Source organism: Kitasatospora sp. NPDC127116 (assembly GCF_042677365.1).
In the GTDB taxonomy this organism is placed as follows: Bacteria; Actinomycetota; Actinomycetes; order Streptomycetales; family Streptomycetaceae; genus Kitasatospora; species Kitasatospora lactacystinica.
Genome location: NZ_JBHXTL010000208.1, coordinates 1 through 11,862, shown reverse-complemented (window position 1 = coordinate 11,862; position 11,862 = coordinate 1). Strand labels below are relative to the sequence as shown.

Genomic DNA, 11,862 nt, shown 5'->3' with positions numbered 1-11,862 from the left:
GCGCCGTCCCGGTTTCGTTCCGGCCCGCGGCCCCCGCCCCAGGCCCGGCCCCGTCCGCGTCTCCCGTTTCCTCCGGCGCGCCGTTCCCCGGCCCCGGCCCCGGCCGCCTACCGCTGCGCCGGGTAGTGGGCGAGGCCCGAGGCGAGCAGGCCGAAGGCCCGGTCGACCGCCGCCTCGACCCGGGCCCGCACGGCTTCGGCGGGCTCCCCGGCCACCATGGCCCGCCGGATCTCGCCGAGCACTGCCCGGTGGGCCCCGGTGACGGCTCCGGCCACGATCCGGGGGAGCGGGTCCTCCGGTGCGGCTCCCGACTCCTCGGCCAGGGCGGCCGCGAGTGCCGCCTCGGCCCGTTCGCCGAGCTCCAGCAGCCGGGCCCGGAGTGCGGCGCTGTCCTCGACGATCCGCCAGAACGCCGCCATCCCCGGGTGCAGTCCGACCGTCGGCTCCCCGCTCGCGAAGGCCGCCAGCAGGTCGGCCCGGACGGCGTCCACGGCCGGGCTGCCCGCGGGGCGGCGCCGGACCACCTCAGCCAGGTGGGCGACGACCTCCTCCTGCCGGTCGAAGAACAGGTCCTCCTTGGTGGGGAAGTAGTTGAAGACCGTGTTCGGCGAGACCCCGGCGGCCCGGGCCACCTCGACCACCGTGACCCGGTCGAAGCCGCGTTCGGCGAACAGGCCCATGGCGGTGTCGGAGAGCAGCTCCCGGGTCTGCTGCTTCTTGAGTTCGCGAAGTCCCATGGCCGGATCCTATCCGCAGTGCATGGCGTCACTCCAAAGTTGCAGTGACACCAAAAATATCCGCTACGGTGACGGCATGACCTTCACCTTCGGCATCTACCCCGGCGGACTGGCCGGTGACGACACCGGCGTGATCGCGCCCGTCCGCCCCGACGACCCGGCGCGGATCACCGCCGCCCTGTGCGAACTCCAGGGCGGTGCGGCGGAGTTCCTGGTCCGCGCCTACCGCTCGTACCCGGGCGGCGAGCACACCCCCGCGCGGCCCGAGCAGTACGCCGTCGAGGGACGCCGGCTCGACCTGGTGGTCCAGTACCGGGATCGCGGCGGGGAGTTGGCGGGCTGGCTGGACTTCGTCCGGCGGACGGTCCGCGCGGAGGGGCACCGCCTCGGGCTGCTCCAGATCTGCGAGGAGCCCAACCTGGACCTCCCGCCCGTGGACGGCAGCATCCCCAACGTCCGCCGGGCGCTGGTCGAGGGCGTGATCGCGGCGAAGGAGGAGGCGTTGGCCCGGGGATTCGACCGGCTGGCCGTCGGCTTCAACGCGGTGCCCTCCTTCGACCCCGCGGACACCTTCTGGCCCGAGCTCGGCCGGCTCGCCGACGAACGCTTCCACCGTGCCCTGGACTACGTCGGCCTGGACTTCTTCCCGGACGTCTTCCGTCCCGTCCCACCCGGTCGACTCGCCGACGCGGTACGGGCGGTGCTCACCGGCTTCCGCCGGGACACGCTGCCCGGAGCCGGGATCGGGCCCGGTGTTCCGCTGCGGATCTGCGAGAACGGCTGGCCCACCGGCCCCGGGCGGAGCGAGGCGCGGCAGGCCGAGGTGGTGGCGGAGGTGGTCCGGACGGTCGCCGGGCTCGCCACCGAACTCAATGTCACCGGATACGCGTTCTTCGCCCTGCGGGACGCGGACAGTGCGGGCGCCGGGCTGTTCCCGCACTTCGGCCTGGTGCGCGACGACTACACGCCCAAGCCGGCCTTCGCGGCGTACCGCGCGCTGGTCGAGGAGCTGACGAGGAGCTGACCATGAGCTGACGGCGGGCCGACGGCGGGTCGGCGAGAGCCGGCCGGCTCCGCTAGTTCGCCTCGAAGAAGCGCTCCACCGTGCGGCGCTGTGCGGCGACGGCGTCCACCGGTTCGCCGATCACCCGGCCGGCCAGGGCGACTGCCAGCTCGCCGACGTCCTGCCGCAGCAGGCGGGCCGCCTCGGCCCGGTCGGCGGCGATCCGGGCGCGACCGGTGGCGAGCAGTTCGTCCCGGTCGCGGATGCCCTCCGCGCGGGCCGCGACCATCGCCGCCGCGCCGCGCTCGGAGTACTCCTCCCGGATCCGGGCCGCCTCGTGGCGGGCCTCGGCCAGCTCCCGCAGGCGGGCCTCCCGGGTGGCCTCGGCCTCGGCGAGCAGGGCTTCTGCGCGTTCGGTGCGGCCCTCGGTGGCCTCCCAGCGTTCGGACTGCACTCGTTCGATCCGGGGGAGCAGGTGGCGGCCGAGCAGCCACAGCAGCAGGAAGAACAGTGCCAGGCCGAGGAGCAGCGGGGCAGGTTCGGGCTTGAGCGGGCCGAGTGCGAGGGTCACGCGCTACCTCCCCAGGGTATGACGTTCCGTCGGTCGGAAGCTTCCCCGGAGGTGATGCCGGTCGAACTCGGCCCGGACATGACCTGCGTCACGGCGGCCCGGGCGGCCGCGGGGCTCACTGCCCCATGACGTACTTGACGGTCGGGCCGGCGGTCCAGCCGCCGTCCACCGCCAGCTCGGCGCCGGTGACGTAGGAGGAGTCGTCGGAGAGCAGGTAGACCACGGCGCCGGCGATCTCGGGCGCCTCGCCGACCCGGCCCATCGGGGTGTTGGGGTAGTTGCCCTCACCGCGCCGGATGCCGACCGAGGCGGTCATCGGGGTGTAGGTCATGCCCGGGTGCACCGAGTTGACCCGGATCCGCTCGGTGCCCAGCTCGACCGCGCCGATCTTGCTGAGGCCGCGCACGCCCCACTTGGAGGCGCCGTAGCCGGCGGTCAGCGCCAGGCCCATCAGGCCGGCCGCCGAGGAGATGTTGACGATCGAGCCGCCGCCGGCCGCGCGCATCGCCGGGACGGCGGTCTTCATCCCGATGAACACGCCGGTCAGGTTGATGTCCAGGACCTTGCGGAAGTGCTCGACGCTCTCGTCCGCGAGCAGCGTGCCGGTGGAGATCCCCGCGTTGTTGACCAGGCCGTGCAGGGCGCCGAACTCCGCCACCGCGAAGTCCACCACGCGCTGCCAGTCCTCCTCGGAGGTCACGTCGTGGCGCACGAACCGCGCCCGCTCGCCGAGTTCGGCGGCGACGGTCCTGCCGTCCTCCTCCAGGACGTCGGTGATCACCACGTTGGCGCCGGACGCGACGGCGAGCCGGGCGGCCTCGGCGCCCAGGCCGCGGGCGCCGCCGGTGACGATGACGGTCTTGCCGGTGAGGTCGTTCATGACCTGCTCCTTCGGGGGGTGGGGGAGGAGAGCATGGCGGCGGACATCGTCACCAGGTCGGCGAGGAAGGTCTCCTCGTCCGTCAGGGGGGTGGAGCCGGTGAGGTACTGCTGCGCCCGGTCGGCGAGGGCCGCGCCGATCAGGGTGAGGACCAGGTCGATCCGTTCCAGCCGGATCGGCTCCGGCAGGGCGGAGATCCGGTCCTCGACCAGCTCGATCAGGCGCCAGTAGCCGCCGCCGGCCAGCGTCGGGTGCGGGGTCCGGGTGCGGACGCCGCTGTTGTGGCTGACCTGCGCGGAGATCCGCAGGCAGTGCCGGCCCTGTTCGGTGCGCAGCTCGGTGGCCTCGGCCGCGACCAGGGCGCCGAGCAGTCCGGGCAGGTCCGCGTCCGCGAGGGCGGGCAGACGCGGCGCGAGGGCCTGCTCGGCGCGTTCCTGGCGGCCGGCCATGATCGCGTCGAGCAGGCCCTCGCGGGAGCCGAAGTGGTACTGCACGGCGGACGGGTTGCTCTGTCCGGCCAGTCGGGTGATGTCCCTGGTCAGGGCGGCTTCCACGCCGCGGGTGGCGAAGAGTTCCTCCGCCGCGCGCAGCAGCCTCTCGCGGGTCTCGTGGCCCGCCGATGTCCTTGCCATGCGAGCAAGATTAATGCTGCGCATTATTAATGGCAAAGGAGGCGGGCCCGGTCCCGGTCCCCGGCCTACGTCACCTCGCCCCGGCGGGAGAAACGCTCCGCCCGCCACTCACCGCTCTCCAGCACCTCGGCCAGCTGCCGGGCCGCGTCCCAGACCTCGGTGTACGACACGTAGAGCGGCGTGAAGCCGAAGCGCATCAGGTCCGGTGCGCGGAAGTCGCCGATCACCCCGCGCTCGATCAGGGCCTGCACCACCGGGTAGCCGTCGGCGTGCCGCAGCGCGACCTGACTGCCCCGCCGGGCGTGCTCGCGCGGGGTCGCCACCTCGACACCGTCCAGCCCCTCGGTCAGCGAGACGAACAGGTCGGTCAGCGCCAGGCTCTTCGCCCGCACCGCCGCCGGGTCGACCCGCTCCCAGACGTCCAGCGAGGCGTCGAGGGCGGCCTGGCCGAGCAGCGAGGGCGAGCTGGTGAGGAACCGGCCGATGCCCGGCTTCGGTTCGTACCCGGGCTCGAAGGCGAACGGCCGGGCGTGGCCGAACCAGCCGCTCAGCGGCTGGAGCGGGCCGGCCGCCAGGTGCCGCTCGGCGACGTACAGGAAGGCCGGCGAACCGGGGCCGCCGTTGAGGTACTTGTAGGTGCAGCCGACCGCGAAGTCCGCGCCGGCGGCGCCGAGTTCGACCGGCAGCGCGCCCACCGAGTGGCACACGTCCCAGATCATCAGGGCGCCCGCGGCCTGCACCCGGGCGGTGATGCCGGGCATGTCCAGCAACTCGCCGGTGCGGTAGTCCACGTGCGAGAGGACGACCGCGGCGACGTCCCCGTCCAGGTGCCGGTCCAGCTCCTCGGGGCGGATCAGCGCACTGCGCGCGCCCTCGACCAGACCGGTCACGCCCTCGGCGATGTACAGGTCGGTGGGGAAGGCCTCGGCGTCACCGAGCACGGTGCGCCGGCCCGGGCGCAGCCGCAGCGCGGCCGACAGCACCTTGAAGAGATTGACCGAGGTGGTGTCGCAGACGACCACTTCCGCCGGACCGGCGCCGATCAGCGGCGCGATCCGCCGCCCCAGCCGGTACGGCTGCTCGAACCAGCCGGCGTCGTTCCAGCTGCGGATCAGCTCCCGGCCCCACTCCTCCTCGACCACCCGGCGCACCCGCTCGGGCGTGCGCACCGGCAGTGCGCCCAGCGAGTTGCCGTCCAGGTAGATCACCCCGTCCGGCAGGGCGAACTCCTTGCGGAACGCCGCCAGCGGGTCGACGGCGTCCAGCGCCGCGCAGTCCTCGCGCGTGGTCATGCCCGTCCTCTCGTTCCCCTCGCTCACAGCCCGCTCCGTCACAGCCCGTCCCGTCGCATCGCGCTCTGTCGCATCACGCTTTGTCGCATCGAGCTCCGTCACGGCCCGCTCCGTCACAGCCCGTCCCGGATCGTCCACAGCTCCGGGAACACGTCCTGCTCGGCCGACTTGCGCAGCCAGGTCAGTCCGCTGGAGCCGCCCGAGCCGGGCTTGCCGCCCATGGTCCGCTTGACCGCCGAGAGGTGGCGCTGGCGCCAGCGGGTGACCCGCTCGGCCACGTCCAGCAGGGCCTCGCCGAGCGGCTGGAGCGCGGCGAACTCCGGCTCGGTGTACACCCGCCGCCAGGCCGCCTCGACCTCCGCGGACGGCTGGTGGCGCTCCTCGGAGGGCGCCCGGTGCGGGGCCAGGCCGCGGCGCGCCAGCAGCGCCAGCGCCTCGTCGTACAGGCCGGGGGAGCGCAGGGCCTCGGTCAGCTCGGCCTGGGTGTCGGGCATCCCGTCGTACATCTTCAGCAGCGCGGCGTTCTTGTTGCCGAGCAGGAACTCCAGCCGCAGGAAGGCGGCGGACTGGAAGCCGGAGGCCTCGCCGAACAGCGAGCGGAAGGAGTTGAACTCGTGCGGGGTCATGGTGGCCAGCAGGTCCCAGGACTCCACCAGTACGTCCTGCACGTGGGTGCCCCGGCGCAGCGCGGCCAGCGCGGCGGCCAGGTCGTCCTCGCGCAGTGCCTGCCGGGCGAGCGTCCACTCGTGCCGCAGCAGGTCGAACAGCAGCTCCATCACCTGGGTGGCGACGATGAACGACAGCTCGGCCGGCTCCTTGCTGCGCGGGTGCTGCAGGCCGTGCAGCTCCTCCAGGCGCACGTACTGGGCGTACGGGGTGCCCCGGCCCGGTGCTCCGCCCCGACCGAACGACAGGTTGGGTGTCTCCACCGTGTCGTGCCCCATCCCGATCCTCCTGATCCTCCGGGCCGCATCGCCCGGTCCGGTGAACCAGCCGGACTGCCGGGTTCCACCGGGTGCCCATTGTGCGGCGGCGGTGCCCCCCGTTTGAATGGTCGACGGGCATCGCAACCGCCTTCGGAGCTGTTGTTCGCGATGCGTTCCGCCGATTCGCTTTACGAATGGAAATCCCTTGATCCCGACCACCCGGGAGGTCGCCTTGGACGCCGTTGACCGCCGCCTGCTCGCCGAGCTCCAGGCCGACGCCCGGCTCTCGTACAACGAACTCTCCCGCCGGGTGAGCCTGTCCGCACCCGCGGTGGCCGAACGGGTCCGCCGGCTGGAATCCGAGGGGGTGATCAGCGGCTACCACGCCCACGTGGACCTCACCCGGGCCGGGCTGCCGATCACCGCGCTGGTCCAGATCCAGTGCTACGGCCCGCGCTGCGTGCTGCGCGATCCGGAGGTGCCGACCTGGCCGGAGGTGGTCCAGCTGCACCGGGTCACCGGCGGGGCGTGCTGCGTGCTGCTGGTCGCGGTGTCGACGATGGCCGAGTTCGAGGCGGTGTGCGACCGGCTCGGAAGCTACGGCCAGCCGTCCAGCTCGATGATCCTCTCCAGTCCGGTGCCCTGGCGGCCGGTGGTGCCGCGCTGACCGCTGCCGCTGCCGCTGTCGTTGCCGCTGGTCCACGGCCGGTGCCGATGACCGGTGGCGGGCGGCGGGCGGCGGGCGGCTGTCCTTGACGCGGACGTCAAGGAGTAGGTTGCCCGGCATGCCGAACGAGCGCCACATCCTGCTGCTGCCCGGGAGCCTGCGAGCCGGTTCCACCAACGAGACCGTGCTGCGCACCGCGGCCGCCGTGGCCGCGGCCGCCCCGGGCCTGCGGACCACGTACTACGCCGGGCTGGCCGGGCTGCCGCACTTCAACCCGGACCACGACACCGACCCGCTTCCGGAGCCGGTGGCCGAGCTGCGGGCCGCGATCGAGGCGGCCGACGCGCTGCTGGTCTGCACCCCCGAGTACGCCGGGACGCTGCCGGGTGCGTTCAAGAACCTGCTGGACTGGACGGTCGGCGGGATCGAGATCTCGGACAAGCCCACCGGCTGGATCAACGCCGCCGGTCCGGGCCGCGGCCAGGGGGCCGAGGCCACCCTGCGCACCGTCCTCGGCTACACCGGCGCGGCCGTGCTGGACGAGGCCTGCGTCCGGCTTCCGCTGGAGCGCGGCGCGGTCGGCCCGGACGGGCTGGTCGCCGATCCACTGGTCCGCGGGCGGATCGGCGAGGTGCTGGCTCGCCTCGCGGCCGGCTGACCCGGCGGGCGCCGGGCTCGGCGCCGTTCAGCGCCGGTGAGCGCCGTTCGGCGCCCGTCGGGCCCTGGCGCGGGTGCGGTGGCGGGCTCAGTGCCCGTCCGGCAGGTGCACTCCCAGCCCGGCCAGGCCCTCCAGGAACAGTTCGACGCCGACCGCCGCCAGCAGCAGCCCGAGCAGCCGGGACAGCACCTCCAGCGAGGTGCGGTGGGTGCGTCGCATCAGCGGCGCGAGCACCGCCACACAGAGGTAGTTGATCACCGCGACGGCCACGTACGCCCCGGCGACGGCGGCCTTCCAGCCCAGGTTGTCCTGGTTGAGCGAGGCGACCAGGACGGCCGTGATGGCGAGCGGGCTGGCGATGTACGGCAGCAGCAGTTCGCGGATGCCGTCCACCAGCGGGTTCGACAGGTGTTCGTCGTCGTCGGCGTCCGAGCCGAGGTGGACGCCGAAGACCAGGGCGACGGCGTAGACGAAGAAGATCGCCCCGCCCGCGAGCTGGAGCGACTGGTCGCTGATGTGGAAGAGGGTGGTCAGCTCGTCGGCCCCGAAGCCGAGCACCAGGCCGATCACCGCCGCGATGGCCGTGCTCAGCGCGGCCAGCCGGCGCAGCTCCCGGTTGCTGCGGGTCCCGGCCAGCCGGGCGAAGGCCAGCAGGGTCTTCGGCGGGCCGACCACGGCGAAGAAGGTGATGAAGGCGCTGCCCAGGTTGAAGACGAACATGGGCCAAGCATGACCTCGGGGCCCCGGGCGGCCGGTCCGCCACGCCCCGCGGCCGGGCGCGGCGTGGATCACCCGCCGGCGGTTCATTCCCGGTCATTCCCGGTCGCGGCCGAATTCGCCCGGATGGCGGCCCCGGCTCGAAGGCACGGGCGCCCTCGGTTGCTATGGAGGCAGGACCGTCACCACTGTCACCGAGCGGGGTCACTCCGCCGCGGAAGCGAGGATGCGACATGTGCCTGAACCGTAAGGACCTGGGCCTGCTGGCCCTGCGCGGCGCGGTCGGCGGCGTGCTGATCGCGCACGGCACCCAGAAGCTGTTCGGCTGGTTCGGGGGCGGCGGCCTGGAGGGCGCCACCCACGCCATGGAGCAGATGGGTTTCCACCCGGCCCGGCAGAGCGCGCTGGCGGCCGGCCTCGGCGAGGCGGGCGGCGGCGCGCTGCTGGTGGCCGGGCTGGCCACCCCGGCGGCCGGCGCGGTGGTGGCGGGGACGATGGCGGGCGCGGTGTCGGTGCACGCCCCGGCCGGCTTCTTCGCGATGTCCGGCGGCTACGAGTACCCGGCCTTCCTCGGTGCGACCGGCCTGGCGCTCGGCCTGGCGGGCGCCGGCCGGTACTCGCTGGACCACCTGACCGGCCACGTCTTCGACCGGCCGTGGCTCGGCCTGGCCTCCTTCGTGGCGAGCGCCGCCGGGGCGTACGGCGTCGTCGCGCGGCGCCGTCACCTGGTGCGGCTGCGCGAGGAGCGGGCCGCGGTGGAGTCGGACTCCCAGGAGGGCTCGGGGCTGTCCTGACGCGCTGTCCCGGCCCGGCTCACCCGGAGGCAGCAGCCCTGCTGGCGGCGGCCCCGCGGCCCTCGGAGGGTGGGCGTGGAGGTGTGCCGGGCAGCCCGGCGCCGACCGGAAACGAGGGACCGCATGAACCGCCAGCCGCTCACCCGAGCCAGCTCCCCGACCCCGCCGAGGGTCACCGCGCAGGACCTGGACGCACCACCGGTGCGTCACCAACGCCGGGCGGTGGCGGGGGTGTTGGTCGCGGCGGTGGTCGGCGCGGCGGCGCTCGCGGGCTGTTCCTCCTCCGGGAAGACCGTGAGCGGCGTGGCCTCCGCGGCGGCGTCCGCGGTGGAGAAGGGCGCGAGCGCCGTCGCCTCCGCCGCCTCGGCGCTGGGTTCGGCGGCCGGCGGGGCGGGGTCCGCGATCGCCTCGGTCGAGGCGCAGGCCTCGGCGGCGGTGTCGGCGGCCTCCTCGGCCGTCTCCGGGATCAAGGGCGGGCTGGACGCGAAGGGGGACGTCACCGCCGGGGCGGTGACCACCGGTTCGGACGGCAAGCCGCAGGTGCCGCTGACCGTCACCAACCACGGGCAGCAGTCGTACCGGTACGTGATCCAGGTGAACTTCACCGACGAGTCGGGCAAGGTGCTGGACGCGGCCGCGGTGACCATTCAGGACGTGGCGGTCGGGCAGAGCTCCCAGGCCACCGCGCACGCCCACCGGGACCTCTCCGGCACGGTCAAGGCCGAGGTGGCCAACGCCGTCCGCTACTGACTCCGGGGCTGTCCCGGGGTGCGGCGGCCCAGCTCAGCGCGGGGGTGGAACCTTAAGCGGGTCTCAAGGCCCAACGGCACCCCTTGACGGGTGAGTTGGTCTAGTCCATTTTTATTGCCCAGGTGCAGGGAGCCCCTGAACCGGCGTCGGCGGCCTCGTGCCGCGGGCGCCGGTTCGGCACATCCCGGTAGTCCGTCATGGTCTGATCCCGCTCGATTCCCCACCCACACCTGTCATGTCCCGGTCGTCCGGCCCCACCCCGGACGCGCGCCCCCGGGACGACGGGAACCCCCACAACCAGGAGTCACGCACCCATGCTGCGCTCACGCATTGAAAGGGCCGGGACCCCGGCGCCGCAGGGCGGCCGCCGACGCCGCCCGAAGAGCATGGCCGCCATCGCGGCCGGCACCACCGCCTCCCTGCTGCTCGGCGCCGGCCTCGCGCTGTCCGGCGGCGGCGCGGCCAACGCCGCGACCACCAACTCCACCGGCGCGCCCGCCACCAGCGGCGGCATCAAGGTCGCCTACTTCGACCAGTGGTCGGTCTACGCGAACGCGTACTACCCCAAGACGATCCAGGACACCGGCGTCGCCAAGAACCTGGACTACATGATCTACTCCTTCGCCAACATCCACCCGACCGACCTGGGCTGTTTCGAGGCCACCAAGGCCGCCGACGGGAACGACAACAACCCCAACGCGGGTGACGGCGCGGGCGACGCGTTCGCCGACTACCAGAAGAGCTTCGGCGCGGACATCTCGGTCGACGGTGTCGGCGACGTCTGGAACCAGCCGATCGCGGGCAACTTCAACCAGCTGAAGAAGCTGAAGGCGAAGAACCCGAACCTCAAGGTCCTGCTCTCGCTGGGCGGTTGGACCTACTCCAAGTACTTCTCGCCGGCCTCCGCCACGGACGCCTCGCGCAAGCACCTGGTGTCGTCCTGCATCGACATGTTCATCAAGGGCAACCTGCCCAGCGACGCCGGCTTCGGCGGCCCGGGCTCGGCGGCCGGCGTCTTCGACGGCATCGACATCGACTGGGAGTACCCGGGCGGCGGCGGCCACACCGGCAACCTCTCCAGCCCGGCGGACAAGCAGAACTTCACCGCCCTGCTGAAGGAGTTCCGCACCCAGCTGGACGCGCAGGGCGCGGCGGACAAGAAGACCTACGCCCTGTCGGCGGCGGTCGGCGCCGGCCAGGACAAGATCATGAACGTCGAGACCGACAAGGTCGGTCAGTACCTGACCTTCCTCGACGTCATGACCTACGACATGCACGGCGGCTGGGACGCCCAGGGGCCGACCAACCACCAGGCCGCGCTCTACTCGACCCCGGACGACCCGTCGACCCCGGCCAAGCCGGGCAACGGGAAGTACTCGATCGACAACGCGATCAAGGCGTGGACGGTCGGTGACAAGGAGTACGGCATCCCCGGCGGCTTCCCCGCCAACAAGATCAACATGGGTGTGCCGTTCTACTACCGCGGCTGGACCGGCGTGAAGGACAACGGCAAGCACGGCCTGTACCAGCCCGCCACCCAGCCGGCGGCCGGCGCGGCGATGTCCGGCAACGTCCCCGGCATCCAGATGTACAAGGAGCTCGCGGGCTTCGTCGACAACCCGTCCAAGACCTTCTGGGACGACGGCGCCCAGGCCACGTACTTCTACGACGGCAACACCTTCTGGAGCGGTGAGGACGCCAAGTCCATCCAGGCCAAGCTCGACTACGCGCACTGCAACGGCCTCGGCGGCTCCTTCGCCTTCTCGCTGTACGACCTGGGCACCAAGACCGCCCTGTTCGACAAGATGGTGAGCGCCACCAACGGCTCCGCGTCCGCCTGCCCGGCCCCGCCGACCGGCACGCCGACCCCGACCTCCACCGGCACCCCCACGGGCACGCCGACCGGCACCCCCACGGGCACGCCGACCGGTACCCCCACGGGCACCCCGACCGGCACCCCGACCACGCCGGCCTCCTGCCCGGCCGCCCCGAGCTGGGACACCAACACCACCTACGCGGCCGGCGGCACCAAGGTCTCGTGGAAGGGCCACTACTACACCAACAAGTGGTGGACCAAGGGCGACGACCCGAGCCTGAGCGGCCAGTGGGGCGTCTGGACCGACAACGGCCCCTGCTGACGGTCCACCGGACCGCCGAGGGCCTGACGGATCCTCGCAGCACCTGAAGCGACGGGTCCGGCCCCCCGGGATCAGGCACCACCCGGGGGGCGGGACC

13 protein-coding genes are annotated in these 11,862 nt (G+C 73.1%); 6 read left to right on the top strand and 7 right to left on the bottom strand.

The genetic code is table 11. The features are described 5' to 3' along the window. Positions 1 to 107 precede the first annotated feature (107 nt). A complete protein-coding gene (locus tag ACFVHV_RS41615; protein ID WP_359907199.1) occupies positions 108 to 737 on the bottom strand; it encodes a TetR family transcriptional regulator in 630 nt (209 codons plus the stop codon). 76 nt (positions 738 to 813) lie between these two features. On the opposite strand from ACFVHV_RS41615, the gene ACFVHV_RS41610 reads away from it, so the two are divergent. Further along, on the top strand, positions 814 to 1,761 hold the full coding sequence (locus ACFVHV_RS41610; protein WP_380358779.1) for a hypothetical protein: 948 nt from the start codon (positions 814 to 816) through the stop codon (positions 1,759 to 1,761). 52 nt (positions 1,762 to 1,813) lie between these two features. Here the strand turns inward: ACFVHV_RS41610 and ACFVHV_RS41605 are convergent, their stop codons facing one another. From ACFVHV_RS41605 to ACFVHV_RS41585, 5 genes are all read right to left on the bottom strand, one after another. After that, positions 1,814 to 2,311, bottom strand: coding sequence for a F0F1 ATP synthase subunit B (locus ACFVHV_RS41605; RefSeq protein ID WP_359907193.1), 498 nt, complete (start codon positions 2,309 to 2,311; stop codon positions 1,814 to 1,816). Positions 2,312 to 2,426: 115 nt separating this feature from the next. After that, positions 2,427 to 3,191: an SDR family oxidoreductase gene (locus ACFVHV_RS41600; protein WP_359907190.1), complete on the bottom strand. Its 765-nt coding sequence runs from the start codon at positions 3,189 to 3,191 to the stop codon at positions 2,427 to 2,429. Continuing rightward, positions 3,188 to 3,823, bottom strand: coding sequence for a TetR family transcriptional regulator (locus ACFVHV_RS41595; protein WP_359907188.1), 636 nt, complete (start codon positions 3,821 to 3,823; stop codon positions 3,188 to 3,190). The genes ACFVHV_RS41600 and ACFVHV_RS41595 overlap by 4 nt, the downstream gene beginning before the upstream one ends. Positions 3,824 to 3,888: 65 nt before the next feature. Beyond that, positions 3,889 to 5,115, bottom strand: coding sequence for a kynureninase (gene kynU, locus ACFVHV_RS41590; RefSeq protein WP_380358774.1), 1,227 nt, complete (start codon positions 5,113 to 5,115; stop codon positions 3,889 to 3,891). Between the two features lie 113 nt (positions 5,116 to 5,228). Continuing rightward, positions 5,229 to 6,059, bottom strand: a complete 831-nt coding sequence (locus tag ACFVHV_RS41585; RefSeq protein WP_380358772.1) for a tryptophan 2,3-dioxygenase — start codon at positions 6,057 to 6,059, stop codon at positions 5,229 to 5,231. Between the two features lie 187 nt (positions 6,060 to 6,246). Between ACFVHV_RS41585 and ACFVHV_RS41580 the strand changes: the two genes are divergently transcribed. After that, positions 6,247 to 6,708 carry an Lrp/AsnC family transcriptional regulator gene (locus ACFVHV_RS41580; RefSeq protein ID WP_359907181.1) on the top strand — a complete coding sequence of 154 codons (462 nt, stop codon included), beginning with the start codon at positions 6,247 to 6,249 and terminating at the stop codon, positions 6,706 to 6,708. Between the two features lie 118 nt (positions 6,709 to 6,826). Continuing rightward, entirely contained in the window at positions 6,827 to 7,366 is a 540-nt protein-coding gene (locus ACFVHV_RS41575) for an NADPH-dependent FMN reductase (protein ID WP_359907178.1), read from the top strand. 87 nt (positions 7,367 to 7,453) lie between these two features. On the opposite strand, the gene ACFVHV_RS41570 is transcribed toward ACFVHV_RS41575, so the two are convergent. Beyond that, on the bottom strand, positions 7,454 to 8,086 hold the full coding sequence (locus ACFVHV_RS41570; RefSeq protein WP_359907175.1) for a MarC family protein: 633 nt from the start codon (positions 8,084 to 8,086) through the stop codon (positions 7,454 to 7,456). Between the two features lie 230 nt (positions 8,087 to 8,316). On the opposite strand from ACFVHV_RS41570, the gene ACFVHV_RS41565 reads away from it, so the two are divergent. The 3 genes from ACFVHV_RS41565 to ACFVHV_RS41555 all read left to right on the top strand — a co-directional run bounded on the left by ACFVHV_RS41565 (position 8,317) and on the right by ACFVHV_RS41555 (position 11,765). Beyond that, on the top strand, positions 8,317 to 8,877 hold the full coding sequence (locus tag ACFVHV_RS41565; protein ID WP_359907172.1) for a DoxX family protein: 561 nt from the start codon (positions 8,317 to 8,319) through the stop codon (positions 8,875 to 8,877). Between the two features lie 123 nt (positions 8,878 to 9,000). Further along, positions 9,001 to 9,627 (top strand): hypothetical protein, encoded by a 627-nt coding sequence (locus tag ACFVHV_RS41560; protein WP_359907169.1) that lies wholly within the window; start codon positions 9,001 to 9,003, stop codon positions 9,625 to 9,627. 314 nt (positions 9,628 to 9,941) lie between these two features. Continuing rightward, positions 9,942 to 11,765 carry a glycosyl hydrolase family 18 protein gene (locus ACFVHV_RS41555; RefSeq protein ID WP_380358768.1) on the top strand — a complete coding sequence of 608 codons (1,824 nt, stop codon included), beginning with the start codon at positions 9,942 to 9,944 and terminating at the stop codon, positions 11,763 to 11,765. Positions 11,766 to 11,862: the final 97 nt, after the last annotated feature.